Source organism: Bacillus sp. BB081, from assembly GCF_008368895.1.
GTDB classification, from domain to species: Bacteria; Bacillota; Bacilli; order Bacillales; family Bacillaceae_G; genus Bacillus_A; species Bacillus_A wiedmannii.
The window spans coordinates 25,108-38,794 of the sequence record NZ_QOZX01000007.1; the positions used below are offsets into that span (position 1 = coordinate 25,108).

General features: G+C 34.0%; 16 protein-coding genes, 5 pseudogenes and 1 other annotated feature. Of the genes and pseudogenes, 8 read left to right on the forward strand and 13 right to left on the reverse strand.

All coding sequences use genetic code 11. The annotated features are described in order from the left end of the window. Window positions 1–52: 52 nt before the first annotated feature. The 5 genes from DN394_RS04920 (at window position 53) to tyrS (ending at window position 3,517) form a co-directional block, all read left to right on the forward strand. Window positions 53–610, forward strand: a complete 558-nt coding sequence (locus DN394_RS04920; RefSeq protein WP_000845597.1) for a maltose acetyltransferase domain-containing protein — start codon at window positions 53–55, stop codon at window positions 608–610. 66 nt (window positions 611–676) lie between these two features. Next, the gene (locus DN394_RS04925; RefSeq protein ID WP_098830081.1) at window positions 677–1,132 is read left to right on the forward strand and encodes a hypothetical protein; all 456 of its coding nucleotides are present in this window, start codon (window positions 677–679) and stop codon (window positions 1,130–1,132) included. Further along, window positions 1,113–1,658, forward strand: a complete 546-nt coding sequence (locus DN394_RS04930; protein WP_000057187.1) for an RNA polymerase sigma factor — start codon at window positions 1,113–1,115, stop codon at window positions 1,656–1,658. Before DN394_RS04925 ends, DN394_RS04930 begins: the two co-directional genes overlap by 20 nt. Then, the gene (locus tag DN394_RS04935; protein WP_097916493.1) at window positions 1,639–1,884 is read left to right on the forward strand and encodes a hypothetical protein; all 246 of its coding nucleotides are present in this window, start codon (window positions 1,639–1,641) and stop codon (window positions 1,882–1,884) included. The genes DN394_RS04930 and DN394_RS04935 overlap by 20 nt, the downstream gene beginning before the upstream one ends. A 77-nt stretch (window positions 1,885–1,961) precedes the next feature. Further along, window positions 1,962–2,190, forward strand: a binding site (T-box leader). Between the two features lie 70 nt (window positions 2,191–2,260). After that, complete coding sequence (gene tyrS / locus DN394_RS04940) at window positions 2,261–3,517, forward strand: tyrosine--tRNA ligase (protein ID WP_000512075.1); 1,257 nt, start codon at window positions 2,261–2,263, stop codon at window positions 3,515–3,517. Window positions 3,518–3,594: 77 nt separating this feature from the next. Here tyrS and DN394_RS04945 read toward each other — a convergent pair whose 3' ends face one another. Continuing rightward, window positions 3,595–3,897: a YjdJ family protein gene (locus DN394_RS04945; protein WP_098092712.1), complete on the reverse strand. Its 303-nt coding sequence runs from the start codon at window positions 3,895–3,897 to the stop codon at window positions 3,595–3,597. 150 nt (window positions 3,898–4,047) lie between these two features. On the opposite strand from DN394_RS04945, the gene DN394_RS04950 reads away from it, so the two are divergent. Then, a complete protein-coding gene (locus DN394_RS04950) occupies window positions 4,048–4,176 on the forward strand; it encodes a transporter (RefSeq protein ID WP_098092708.1) in 129 nt (42 codons plus the stop codon). A gap of 66 nt (window positions 4,177–4,242) precedes the next feature. Here DN394_RS04950 and DN394_RS04955 read toward each other — a convergent pair whose 3' ends face one another. The 9 genes and pseudogenes from DN394_RS04955 to DN394_RS05000 form a co-directional block, all read right to left on the reverse strand. Continuing rightward, window positions 4,243–4,716, reverse strand: a complete 474-nt coding sequence (locus tag DN394_RS04955; protein ID WP_149293659.1) for a hypothetical protein — start codon at window positions 4,714–4,716, stop codon at window positions 4,243–4,245. Between the two features lie 71 nt (window positions 4,717–4,787). Further along, complete coding sequence (locus DN394_RS04960) at window positions 4,788–5,252, reverse strand: hypothetical protein (RefSeq protein WP_149293660.1); 465 nt, start codon at window positions 5,250–5,252, stop codon at window positions 4,788–4,790. A gap of 71 nt (window positions 5,253–5,323) precedes the next feature. Next, window positions 5,324–5,788 (reverse strand): hypothetical protein, encoded by a 465-nt coding sequence (locus tag DN394_RS04965; protein WP_149293661.1) that lies wholly within the window; start codon window positions 5,786–5,788, stop codon window positions 5,324–5,326. A 72-nt stretch (window positions 5,789–5,860) separates the two neighbouring features. Next, window positions 5,861–6,325 (reverse strand): hypothetical protein, encoded by a 465-nt coding sequence (locus DN394_RS04970; protein WP_098705124.1) that lies wholly within the window; start codon window positions 6,323–6,325, stop codon window positions 5,861–5,863. Between the two features lie 255 nt (window positions 6,326–6,580). Continuing rightward, window positions 6,581–7,126 carry a hypothetical protein gene (locus DN394_RS04980; RefSeq protein WP_149293662.1) on the reverse strand — a complete coding sequence of 182 codons (546 nt, stop codon included), beginning with the start codon at window positions 7,124–7,126 and terminating at the stop codon, window positions 6,581–6,583. Further along, window positions 7,116–8,507, reverse strand: a pseudogene (locus DN394_RS04985) (T7SS effector LXG polymorphic toxin). Before DN394_RS04985 ends, DN394_RS04980 begins: the two are co-directional and overlap by 11 nt. Before the next feature lie 286 nt (window positions 8,508–8,793). Further along, window positions 8,794–9,048: pseudogene (locus DN394_RS04990) on the reverse strand (hypothetical protein); the annotation flags it as partial. A 249-nt stretch (window positions 9,049–9,297) separates the two neighbouring features. After that, entirely contained in the window at window positions 9,298–9,639 is a 342-nt protein-coding gene (locus DN394_RS04995; RefSeq protein ID WP_098705125.1) for a DUF6572 domain-containing protein, read from the reverse strand. A gap of 215 nt (window positions 9,640–9,854) precedes the next feature. Further along, a pseudogene (locus tag DN394_RS05000) lies at window positions 9,855–10,179 on the reverse strand (T7SS effector LXG polymorphic toxin); the annotation flags it as partial. Between the two features lie 136 nt (window positions 10,180–10,315). Between DN394_RS05000 and DN394_RS05005 the strand changes: the two are divergent. Continuing rightward, window positions 10,316–10,559, forward strand: a pseudogene (locus tag DN394_RS05005) (hypothetical protein). After that, window positions 10,556–10,756, forward strand: a pseudogene (locus tag DN394_RS05010) (hypothetical protein). Before DN394_RS05005 ends, DN394_RS05010 begins: the two co-directional pseudogenes overlap by 4 nt. 295 nt (window positions 10,757–11,051) lie before the next feature. Here the strand turns inward: DN394_RS05010 and DN394_RS05020 are convergent. The 3 genes from DN394_RS05020 to rpsD form a co-directional block, all read right to left on the reverse strand. Next, entirely contained in the window at window positions 11,052–11,870 is an 819-nt protein-coding gene (locus DN394_RS05020; protein ID WP_098705126.1) for a hypothetical protein, read from the reverse strand. 291 nt (window positions 11,871–12,161) lie between these two features. Beyond that, entirely contained in the window at window positions 12,162–12,590 is a 429-nt protein-coding gene (locus DN394_RS05025) for a GNAT family protein (protein ID WP_149293663.1), read from the reverse strand. 221 nt (window positions 12,591–12,811) lie between these two features. Beyond that, on the reverse strand, window positions 12,812–13,414 hold the full coding sequence (rpsD, locus tag DN394_RS05030) for a 30S ribosomal protein S4 (protein WP_000135322.1): 603 nt from the start codon (window positions 13,412–13,414) through the stop codon (window positions 12,812–12,814). Window positions 13,415–13,687 lie beyond the last annotated feature (273 nt).

Below are 13,687 nucleotides of genomic sequence, written 5' to 3' on the forward strand. Positions count from 1 at the left end.
CTTTTTTTATGTTATTGTTAACTTATATATATAAGTTAAAGGGGAGAAGGAAATGAAAACAGAAAAAGAAAAGATGATACTAGGGCAAATGTACATACCAGCTGATCCAGTTTTAGTACAAGAGAGGGAGCAAGCTCGTATATTAACGAGAAAATTAAATGATACGCCAGAAGTACAATTAAAAGAGCGTAGCGAAATCGTAAAAGAATTATTCGGAACGACTGGAGATAACATTCATCTTGAATCTTCTTTCAGATGTGATTATGGCTATAACATTCACGTTGGCGAAAATTTTTACGCGAACTTTGATTGTACAATTTTAGATGTATGTCCAGTAACAATCGGAGTGAACTGTATGTTAGCTCCAGGTGTTCACATTTATACAGCAACACACCCGCTTGACCCAGTAGAGCGCATAAGCGGATCAGAATACGGAAAACCAGTTACAATTGGCGATAACGTATGGATTGGTGGAAGAGCGATTATTAATCCAGGTGTAACGATTGGAGATAATGCGGTGATCGCATCTGGTGCTGTTGTAACGAAAGATGTACCGGACAATGTAGTAGTTGGCGGAAATCCTGCGAAGATTATTAAAAAAATAAAATAATATTTGAACGAAGTGCCTTCCTCGTCTGTATACATTTATGAAAGAATAGATGAGGGAGGCTTTTTTATGTCTAATAAATTACTTCTTACTTTTGCTTTAATTGGAATTATAGTCGTATTTTCTTGTGGGTTGCTATTACCGATGCCAATCGGATTTAAAGTATCAATGATTACAGCTGGGGTCATGATGATTGTTATGTTTTCAATCATTATTCCATTTGATAGAAAACATATAGTACGGAAAAATGGATATAAAATTGATTTTACAAAAACAAAAGTGTATTTTCGCTGGAATGTATTTGATACGATTTCGGCTTGTCTGGCAGTGTATGCATGCATATGTGTGCAAGTATTAAATATTTTAGTTTCAATCGGACAGACAATTCAAAACCCGTACGTTCAATTTTTTACGAATCAATCGCAAGTATGGATTATTGTTGCTAGTTGCTATTTAATTTCCCGCATTTCATTAACGTTAAAAGGAATAAAGGAGATCAAAAATCATGGCGCAGATTGGGATTGAGGAGGAACTCATGCTGGCGTATCAAAGTGGAGATAAGCAGGCTGGAGAAAAACTATATGTTTTAATCAAACCAGCGCTATACACATTTTTGTATCGATTTAACAGAGATGAACAATTAAGTATCGACCTTGTACAGGATACGTTTTTGACGCTAGAACGAAAGAAACATATGTATGAACTTGAAAAAGGAAAAATAAAAACATATTTATTTCAAATTGGTTATCGTCTTATGATTAATAAGTTAAATAGAAGAAAAAAGTGGCGTACGCTTTTGCCGTTTTTAGTGCCGATTCAGGAAAAAGAATTTTCTCACGAAGATCGGCTCACAGTAAGAGAAGCCATTTTGAAAGTTCCTGAAGAGCAGCGGGCTGTTCTTATTCTTTCTTATTATCATGATATGCAGCAAAAAGAGATTGCGGAGATATTAAACATTCCGATTGGAACAGTGAAGTCGAGACTCCATAACGGGATAAAGAAATTGAAACAATTGCTGGAGGTGGATGAAATTGAGCGAAAATCCCTTTAAGAGTGAATATAAATTAAAACATCATTTAGATAGTGATCATGTAGAAATACCAGATTTTCCAAAAACGGTAAGTCGCTTCGATCGATTAATCGGATTTCTTGGTTCTCCAGCGAAAGATCCTGTGGAGGCGACGATTGGAAATGATTTATCAGTTGTGTTTCATGTATCGTTATTAGTTGGTGTTCCAATTCTTTCTCTTGTTACGATACTCTTTGCGACGTTGTAAAGGATTGGCAAGGAGAGAAATCCGACCCTTATTTGACACGCCTATATAAATGATGGTATAAAGAAAAGTATATGAATAATTGAGCGTGGAAAGGGAGAAGTAGTGATCATTTCCCTGTTTTAGAGAGCTGATGGCCGGTGAAAATCAGCACATAGATGATCGCGAATTACAACCCTAGAGCATCTTTTTTCGATTGAATTGTATTCAAAAGGGAAAAGACGGTGCTAAGCCGTTATGTAAATAAGGTGGTAGGCTTTTTTGGCCTGCAACTAGGGTGGTAACGCGATAATCAAAATCGTCCCTTATTTGAAGGGGCGATTTTTTTATGTTTTCAACCTTCACGCCAGTAATGAACTTAAAGGAGAGTATGTAGGATATGGGTATTTTACAAGATCTTGAATTTCGCGGTCTAATTAATCAGCAAACAGACGCTGAGGGACTTGAGCAATTATTAGAAAAAGAAAGCGTTAAATTATACTGTGGTTTCGACCCGACAGCGGATAGCTTACACATCGGTCATATGTTACCAGTATTAATGTTACGTCGTTTCCAATTAGCTGGTCACCAACCAATCGCACTTGTTGGCGGTGGTACTGGTATGATCGGTGACCCAAGTGGTAAAAAAGCAGAGCGTACATTAAATACGAAAGATACAGTTGCTTACTATACAGAAAGCATTAAAAACCAACTTTCAAACTTCTTAGAGTTTGAAAACGTGGACAACCCAGCAACAATGGCTAACAACTATGACTGGCTTGGTAACTTAGATGTCATTTCATTCTTACGCGATATCGGTAAAAACTTCGGTTTAAATTATATGTTAGCAAAAGATACAGTAGCATCTCGTTTAGATACTGGTATTTCATTCACTGAGTTTAGTTATATGATTTTACAATCATACGACTTCTTAAACTTATACCAAAACCATAATTGCCGCTTGCAAATCGGTGGTAGTGACCAATGGGGTAACATTACAGCTGGTCTTGAATTAATCCGTAAATCAGAAGAAGATGCGAAAGCATTCGGTTTAACAATTCCACTAGTTACAAAATCTGACGGTACGAAGTTTGGTAAAACAGAAGGCGGCGCAATTTGGTTAGACCCAGAGAAAACAACTCCTTACGAGTTCTACCAATTCTGGATTAACACAGATGACCGCGACGTTGTTAAATACTTAAAATACTTCACATTCTTATCTCATGAAGAAATTCTTGAGCTTGAAAAGCAAGTAGCTGAAGCACCAGAAAAACGTGCAGCACAAAAAGCATTAGGTTCTGAAATGACAAAACTTGTTCACGGCGAAGAAGCATTAGAGCAAGCGATTAAAATTTCAGCTGCATTATTCAGCGGCTCTGTAGCAGAACTAACTGCAAGCGAAATCGAGCAAGGATTCAAAGACGTACCATCTGTAGAACGTACTGCAGAAGATACAGTATTAATCGACTTACTTGTAGAAAGCAAAATCTCTCCATCAAAACGTCAAGCACGTGAAGATGTAACGAACGGCGCAATCTACGTAAACGGTGAACGTACACAAGCATTAGACTACGTTGTAACAGAAAACGACCGCATCGAAGGTAAATTCACAATCATTCGCCGCGGTAAAAAGAAATATTTCTTAATTCGTTACTAATCAGAAACGAATATAAAACAAATAGTACCCCGAATTGTAGGCTGAAAGTCTATGATTCGGGGTTTTTATGTGTGAATTTAGATTACCTCACGAGTTCTTGTAAATAGAATATGAAGAATTAATACAATCATATAAAGTAAGCTAATGAGCATAACAATAAATGCCGTGGGATAAAATTTTGCCGCATATATAAAGAAATCGAGTTGATAAATATCTTGGTAATCTGAAACGGTGCCTTTAAAGTAATTCGTAAACTTAGCGCTATATTTCCATTCATCAGGATCATCTATTAAATTACTCCCCTGATACCAATTAATAAGCGCGGAAGTAATAAAGAACATACATGCACTACCCAATTGAACCATTTGATTTATTGTCAAAATGAAACAACCTCCTATTTAATGGCTATTATAGCGTGCATTCATATTCCTGTAACCTTTTTGTTGTAATCTCCTTTTCGAGTTCATACGGAAATCACATGTAAGCGGTATGATAAATGTATAACAACTAGAAAGGAGTGGTAAAACAAAATGTCACTAGAAGCGCTCATTATTTTTTCTTTGCTAAACGCGGGTCAGCTTGCAGAGAATTCGAAGATTGATGTACATAAAGAGCAGAAAGATGCTTATGTATATGTTCAGAAAGAGGAAAATAAATAACTTTAATATATATAAATAAAAGCTACTCGAAGTAACTGTTTTAGTTGTCTTCGGTAGCTTTTTACATTATGAATAAATAGGAATTAATTCTCGTTTAAAATCTTCATACATACCTAAAGCAATTTTTAAAATTTTTTCTAAGCTGTCATAATCGCTAAATAGTACGGGCTTAATTCTAGTATCTGGAGAAATTAAAAACCTTGAATAAAGACTCCATGGACTACCTAATCGTAGTTCATCATTATGATAAACTACCCAAGTAAAATCCAGAACGTTTACTTTAATACCAATATTAAAATAAAATAAATTTTCTTTTTTATCACCTAGTTCTCCAACTTTTAAAAACTTTTCTTTTTTATCGTAAGCTGATTTATAACCTAGCTTTTCAAGTATTTTTTGAATTTCTTCAATATTGGGATTAGGAATGATTTCTTCGGCATCATAATTTTCTCTCGAAAAAGAAGAAAGTTCTGTGTATCTATTAACAAAGTCAATTTTTTTTAGTGCTATTTCTATTTCAGGTTTTAATTTTAAGTTCATAATTAATTCTCCTAAAACCTTAAGTCTGTCCTTGTTTTTTAGTCATTACTTCATGTATTTTTAAGGTGAAATCATGAATAAATAGGAATTAATTCTTGCTTAAAATCTTCGTACATTTCAAAGGCAATTTTCATGATTTCTTTGAGTTCATCGTAACTGTGGAAGCATACTGCTGGTAATCTTTCAGAACCATTTGATAATACTTTTACAAATATATCCCATGAATTTCCAACCCTTACTTCACCATTATGCCTTGCAGACCAAATGAACTCAACAAGCCCATATTTTAAGCTGATATTGAATCTGAAAGTATAGATATCCTTGTTCTTTACTTCACCCACAATAAAAAAGTTTTCTTTTTTCATAAAACGAGCTTTATAACCAAGGGATTCAAATATTTCAATCGCTTTTTCGTTTTCATAGTTTTCAAATGTATTTTCTCTATCTGGAAATTGTTTTGATAATGCTTTATATCTCTGAATAAAATCAATTTTTGCAAGACTGGATTGTATTTCAGGTTGTAATGAATAAGGCAAAAGCTATTCCTCCTAAAATATTAAGTCTATCCTTGTTTTTTGTTATTACTTCATATATCTTTAAGGTGAAATCATGAATAAATAGGAATTAATTCTTGCTTAAAATCTTCGTACATTTCAAAGGCAATTTTCATGATTTCTTTGAGTTCTTCATAACTGTGGAAACCTGGACGGAGCACTTTTTCAGTATCATTGGATAATACGTCTACAAACATAGCCCAAGATGTTCCAGTTCTAACTTCACCAGTGTGCCATGCTTCCCAAATAAATTCAACGAGTCCATATTTCAAGCTAATATTGAACCTGAAAGTATAGATATCTTTGTTTTTTACTTCTCCTACTCTAAAAAAGTTTTCTTTTTTCATAAAACGAGCTTTATAGCCAAGAGACTCAAATACTGCAATTACTTTTTCGTGTTCATAGTTTTCAAATGTATTTTCTCTATCAGAAAATTTTTCTGATAATGCTTTATATCTCTTAATAAAATCAATTTTTGTAAGACTGGATTGTATTTCAGGTTGTAATGAATAAGGCAAAAGTTATTCCCCCTAAAATATTAAGTCTATCCTTGTTTTTGGGTCATTACTTCATATATCTTTAAGGTGAAATCATGAATAAATAGGAATTAATTCTTGTTTAAAATCTTCGTACATTTCAAAGGCGATTTTCATGATTTCTTTGAGTTCATCGTAACTGTGGAAATATAGCACGGGTACTTTTTCCGTGTCATTTGATAACAATCTTATAAATATGTCCCAAGGGTCTCCAGCTCTAACTTCACCATTATGCCATGCTTCCCAAATCAATTCAGCAACACCATATTTTAAGCTAATATTGAATCGGAAGGTATAGATATCTTTGTTTTTTACTTCTCCTACTCTAAAAAAGTTTTCTTTTTTCATAAAACGGGCTTTATAGCCAAGAGACTCAAATACTTCAATTGCTTTTTCATTTTCATAGTTTTCAAATGTATTTGTTCTATCGGGAAATTTTTCTGATAAGGATTTATATCTTTCTACAAAATCAATTTTCTCAAGTACCTCTTTTATTTCAAGTTCTAAATCATATGCCATCAATTATTCCTCCCTAAACCTAATCTCAATAGCATATTTACCTTTCATTTCTTTCAAATACGTCTCAAAATTTTTCCTGAATTTGTTCTTTTTTCGTACGTGAAATTGAAGTCTTTGCAAATGTATAATTCGCTTGATACAGTTCATTTTGAAGTATCTTAGTTATGATATTTTCACCAGTAAAAGCAAATATGCCTTTTCTATGATATTTGATTTGAAACAAAGGAAAAGCTAACGTAAACGTTAGTTTAAATATCAATCAGGTGTTACATCGAGTACATCCCTAAATAGAATGTCATCAACAGTTACATCGGGACCAAATAGTGCGACATCGTCTGCAAATTTTATTCCTTCTATTTTTCGGCTACTCTCTGTGTAACCAATTCTTTCATATCCGCTTGCTTTTAGAGTTGTTTCAATAACTGATATTAATTGAGATTGCAATCTAGTATATTCTTGCTCTGAATCTCCAATTAAAGTAGGCATCATGCCATTGACATCTTTATTTACAATTTCAAAGGAATTAAGGATAGAATATACATTAGCTAGTTTAGAAATGATAAGATATGTAGTATATTCAACTTCAAACTCGCCTTTTACATAACTTGGTAAAGTAATATACCAATCATTTGAAGGAAATACTATGTCGCTATCTCCTTTAATTTTAATATTATTTTTATTACAAAAATCAATTATTTGTTTAGGGAGAGTTAGTTTGATAGAAGACTTTTGTAAATATTCTTCTATATTTTTTTCAACGTAGTATTTTCTTTTTACTTCTTCAATTTTTTTATTTAACATTTATGTCATGCCTTCCTGACTTATCTGGTCCTTTAGTTCCTTTCAAATCAAAATCAATTTCACCTAAATGTTTACCTCTTTTATTGAGTTCTTCAAATCTTCCATGTTGAGTATCTACTGAGTAATGTTTTTTAGTTTTAGGGTCAGTATAAATGGTTCGTCCTTTATTCTTTTTTTCTAATGATTTATTTCTTTCCCATCCATTGTTTTTTGCGATTTCTTCCGCTTTCTTATTTACTTTTGGAATACGTTCTTCCTTAGGTAACTTGCTAATTTCTTTTTCAAAATCAGCTGTAATTCTACTAGAAGATTGGAATTTTTGAAGAGTATCAATACTATTTTGAATCGTATTATACCATACAAATGTACCATGTGTAGCAACACCTGCTCCAGCGGTTGTAAGAGCTAAATCAGCTGGGATAACAATTGGTGATGCTGCCCCGAAAGTTACTCCTTCTAACAATACGGTTCCAACATTTGATCCTGTTACAATAGCTATACCGCCCAAAATTTCAAAAATAGATCCTACCCCTGATACAAAATTCCCCACAAGATTTCCAGCTTGAAAGGTCGTTTTTTTTTCTAATTCATTGCCCATTGGTAATTCCACACCTGTAAAGTTTTCCGCGGCTGAATTACAAATTCCTTGGAAGAATTCCCAAGCGCCAATAGCTGTTTTTTGGTACCACGGTCTATTAGCTTCTTGTTCCTGCAAAGCCATTTTTTCTTCAATTTCTTTTTTTATTTCGGCTTCTTGAACTCTTTCCTCTGCAATTTTTTGAATAGAGGCTATCCATTCCATATTCAACCTTTGTGTACTAAATGTACCACTTACAGGACTAAAACCTTTCCCGCTTTGGACTTCCGCTAAACCCATAGCAATACTAGCTACTAGTTGAAGGGCCGTGCTGTAGTTATTACTGGATGTATAATCGAATTCATGTAGCCGCTCTAGTTTTTCATCAAGCTTTTTTCTCATCGCAATTAAAACAGCCACAATTGAGTCTACGCCAGGCATTGGTGTAAGTACCTCTATTGCTTCTATACTTGCAATGGTTTGATTGATTTCTTGGATTTGTTCTCTTATTTCTTGTTCGATAACATCTGTAGAAGCTACCTGTGATTGAAAGTCTCTTGGAAAAGCATCATGTTGACGGATTAATTCTTAGCATAAGTAAATGATTCCTTGTGCTAACGGACGAAAGGTTTGTAAGAAATATGCTTTTGCACTGCTATATGTTTGTCCTTGTAGAACAGTATCTAATGCAAAAGCGTCAATCGAATGAATGATTTGTTCCATTCCTTGAATAGTAGCGTTACAGAAAGCGTTCATACTTTCTGTTTGAGCTTGTACTTCACCGAGATACATATTTAAAGACATGAACTTTCCCTCCCCTTACAAGAAAATAATACCAATTTAAGGAAGTGTCTGTAAATGGAATATTCTAATAATTCCATGACCAAAGAGGTACTTGTTTATTAAGTTTTTTACTTATTCAGTTGCTTCTGGTTATGAGGAGGTTTTTAAGGTTGAATGTAAATAGAAAAAGGGAAGGTATAGATAAATACTTTGTAAGAATAATGTTAACAAAAGGAGAGTACAGCAAAGAAAAATGAGTTATGGGATAGAATGTAGTGTTTTTAAGTGTTAGAAGAAGGGGGGGATTAATGTGGATTGCTGGAATGTCGATTCCTAAATATTTCCCTTCGTTCTCATCGAAAACGGACCAATTTTCATCGTCTAGAAATTCAGGATCAGTACTTTCAAAGTCAAAAGTACTGTCTTCATCTACCATTTTACGGAAATATTCCTGAAATGGTTTACTATTATCATTTAAATGTATTGTTTCATACATCCAGGGTGTTTCTACAAAAACGTCTCTGATTTCACCTATTTCAGTATCTTTAAAGTATAATTTCATATTTGCGCCTTCGTATTCATGGATTTTGAAATAGTCTTTTGGTATCTCACCTTTTATCAAATACTCATTATCTCTTTTTATTCAGCTTCGAAGCGTAAGTGATTAAAACTCCTAATGTAAGTTCAGCAATTACAACTTATGTGCAAGCAATGTAAATATTACATTTTTGATGTCTAATTACATAGACCGATAAAAAAAGAAGAACGTTTACCCTCACTACAAGGCGTTCTTCTTGTTTCTTTTATTCTGCTACATTTCCCCTTCTTTGTGGGGGTTATGTATATATTGGAAACCATATCCAGCTTTCATAACTATTTCCTCAGTTTTTTCAAAAAACTCTTCACCATACTCAGTGCAACGATATTTTCCGTGTATACTAATAACAAATTGTCGTCCCTTAGCATCAGGATATATTTCATAAATCGTCCCACTTTCAATAAATCCCAAGTAAGCATAAATCTTTTCTATCAATAACGAGACGTGTTCTTCTTCGTCTGACCAATCCTCTTCGTCAGCAATAATAAGATGGACATATCCTGTTTCTTTTTCGATAGCTAATAAGTCTATTTGTTCTAATTCTTTTAAAGACATATGGTAGCCTCCTTTTTATTGTTTACGTATGACTTCTACTTTAGTAGGCGGTATTTCCGTACCACCATCAAACGGTGGTTTTCCTTTACCTTTTACGATAGCTCCAAACTCTTCAATTTCAGGAAAAGCCAACTTCTGATTTTTTGTTAAAGGTGCGCTTAAAGAAGCTTTTGCTTCGTATAGATTAATTTTACTGTTTTCTTTACCGAGTGCGACTAAATCAATTTCTCGAATTTGTTCTAATATTTCTTGTTCGATTACATCTGTCGAAGCAACCTGTGATTGAAATTGATTTGGAAAGGCATCATTCTGACGAATTAGTTCTTCACACAAATAAATAATTCCTTGTGCTAAAGGACGAAAAGTTTCTGCAAAGAATGCCTTTGCACTGTCATATGTTTGTCCTTGTAGAATAGTATCACTGGTGAAAGCATCAATCGACTGAATAGCTTGTTCCATACCTTGAATAGTAGTGGTACAGAAAGCATTCATACTTTGTGTTTGAGCCTGTACTTCCCCTAAATACATATTTAAACTCAAAAATCTCCCTCCTTTAATAAGTAAATTATACCGATTTAAGGAGATAACTGTAAATGTTACATTGCAATGAGTTTATTAGAGATATTAATATACCTAAAAGCGAATTTATCCATATTCCAACTGAAAGGATGATTCGATGATAATTAGAGAAGGTATTGAGGTAACAAAGGTAAGTATAGATGGTTATGATTTTCCAATCCCGGAAGGGCTTTCTGAGTTCTTACTTAGAACTGGATATTGGAGGTATGGTGAAGAAGAATCGTCAAATGATGTCGAAATCCTAGTGAATTATGATAGAAAAACTTTTTTTGAAAGATGGAGTTTTGTTTAAAACATTCACTTACAAGGAAAATAAAAAGAAAAGATGTAAAAAATCATGAATGAAAGGGAGGATCTTATAGAAAGAAAAGAACGAACTATATTAGATAATCCACCAAGTGAGTAAACTGCATTGAAAATGGCAGAGTTTTTTATGAAAATATCAGTACCTCGTATATTGGCTGCTCGTAAAGCTGAAGAGGAAGTTAAAAAGAAAATAGGTGAATTGGATGGAGAAATGATTTACATCCAAGTATGAGCATTATGTTTAGAGGTAAAGAGTATGGCATAACTCGAATTTATGACTTTGAAGGTGATAAACAAGATTTAGTTATCTATGCTTATGTAATTAAATAGGAGGGAGGACTGTCCAAAGTTGGACTTACCTTTTTCAGTGGGGGTATGCTCAAAGTTGAGCTGTCCCCGTTTTTGGCTAAGTGGGTTTGAACCACCGGGTTATTAGTAATAGAACAAGAACAGTAATAAGAAAAAAAGGGCTATCTTCCTGGTGGGAAGTCGCCCTTTATTTAAAACACAACAATTGGCGTATTTTATCAAGAATCTACAGTTGTTTTTAATATTTCGAATTTCCCTTGTTCATCCACGGTAAACATGACATTATTATTACGACGATCATCCATTTCTTCCTCTGTTTCATTAGGGCTGGAATAGATGGTCTTAACTGCTATGTTATAAATACCCTCTGTTAACACGTGGCTCTTTTCGAAATCACCCATAATATTTTGAGCATTTGGAATAGTTTCGCTATTTTTGTAGGTATTGTAATAGTAACTAAAATTGATGACTCCTATATAATTGGCATGATCTCTAGGTGTACTATCTTTTAACGTTTTCATTATGTTGTCAGTGTTTATTTTTTGATCACGTTTGAAATTTTCAACTAATTCCTTTTCTTGTTGTTTATCTATATTTATATGTAAATAGTAATAGAAATTTTGTTTCCCTTTGCCATATTCGGTAGGAGATTCACTTAATAAGTTATACTTTTTTATCATCTTATCGGATTGTTTCAAAACATCAGGATGCTGTTCAACATAAGCCCCTTTGAATATTTCTAGAAAAACATCATCGCTTTCATTTTTAACTACTTCATAATGGGAGTCACTGTTTACAATAAAATAAGCAACAGTGTGGTATGGTTTTTTTATTTCCACGTAAGTGTTATGATCAGAAACTCCAAGCGCACTATCAGCAGAAAGAATTTTAAATTCCCCATTCTTTATCCCGTAGTTTTCGGACAAATAATCTCCTATTGGTTTTTCAAATAGTTTTGTGTCTGTAAAGCAACCATTTAATAGGAATAGTGGTATGCTCAGTAATAAGATAAAAACAGTTATTTTTAGTTTCCTCATTCTTCCCCCTCCTAAAACTACATTTTACCATTTTTTAAAACAATAGGTTGCACTAACATAAAGAAACAAGGAGCTCTCTATCTATTATGAGAGGTTTCTACTTATTTAAATCACAACAATTGTTGTGTTAACATCAAATGGATGCGGGTATGTGTTTGACAGCGATTTTAATATTTAAAAGTATAGGGGGAATTGCTCTTATGGAAAGAAAAGAATAAGCTGAGGTGGATAATTCATCAAGTAAAAAAGTGAACGCATAAGGAAAATATTCGTTCACTTTTATTTTACTCTTTATAAATGTAGCTCATAATTTCCGTCAGTACTATCGGGCTTTCTAAAAATTTCCTCGAATGGACCAACCTTTTTTGAGAAACCATTTTTTAATGCAAAGTTATAACCTTCTTCGGTTATAACTTCTTGTAATATTAATCGTTCGAATCCTTTTTCTTTAGCGAATGTTTTAAACCATTCAAGAACAATACTTCCCTTACCTTGATTACGTGGGGTAATGCTTATGGCAGTAATTACCAGGTGTGGATCTAGGAAAAACTCACTTCTAAGGTTAATGGTGACCTTATGTTCTTTAGAAGAAATATTTAAAGAATACTTAGAAAGACCTTCAATGAATATTACTTCATCTTGTACTAATTCTTCTAATAGCATTTTAAATTTTTGAAAGTCTTGTACATGAAGAGGGATCTCGTTGAATTTTTCTTTCAAAACAATTAACTCCTTTTATAATTTGTTTTTTGCACTTATCCATTTCTATACACACGCCAGCCTTTTTTATTTTTTGGTCCCAAACTAGCCCCACTTAGCCCCAAGTGCATTCGTTTTTATGCCTTATTTTGCCATTATCAATAACAAATAAAAAAAGCCCCGGCCCCTTGATAAACAAGGTTCCTAAGGCTTTTAATACGACTCTTTGCAGAGTACCGAGATTAACGAGAGTAGAACTCTACGATTAATGCTTCGTTGATTTCAGCTGCTAACTCAGAACGCTCAGCGTGACGAGTGTAAGTAGCTTCTAATTTATCAGCATCGAAAGTTAAGTATTCTGGTACGAAGTTGTTAACTTCGATCGCTTCTTTAACAACAACAAGGCTGTTAGATTTTTCGCGAACGCTGATTGTTTGACCAGGTTTTACACGGTAAGATGGGATATCTACGCGAGATCCATCAACTGTGATGTGGCCGTGGTTTACTAATTGGCGAGCTGCACGACGAGTGCGAGCTAAGCCCATACGGTAAACTAGGTTGTCAAGACGAGCTTCAAGAAGGATCATGAAGTTTTCGCCGTGCTTACCAGGCATTTTACCTGCTTGGTCAAATGTGCGACGGAATTGACGCTCAGTCATGCCGTACATGTGACGAAGTTTTTGTTTCTCTTGTAATTGTAAACCGTATTCTGAAAGTTTCTTACGTTGGTTAGGACCGTGAGGACCTGGTGCGTAAGGGCGTTTTTCTAATTCTTTTCCTGTGCCGCTTAGAGAGATTCCAAGACGACGAGACAGTTTCCAAGCTGGACCTGTATAACGAGCCATAGTTGACTCCTCCTTTAAAAATGTTTTTATTTACGTAAAATAAAAACAGACGTAATCGATATTTACGGGCATTTTGTTTTCATGTACCTTCGCTCCAGCAGCAGGGAGTTACGAGATACACCTCCGTAGAGGAACAAAATACAAACGATAAACTCACATTACAAGGCTGCCTTTTTATTTTACACAAACGCTATTATATCTTTTACCCAGAGTTTCGTCAAGCGAGTACGTTTTTGTTTTATGCATATAAATTTTGGAAATTAATATAAGAAG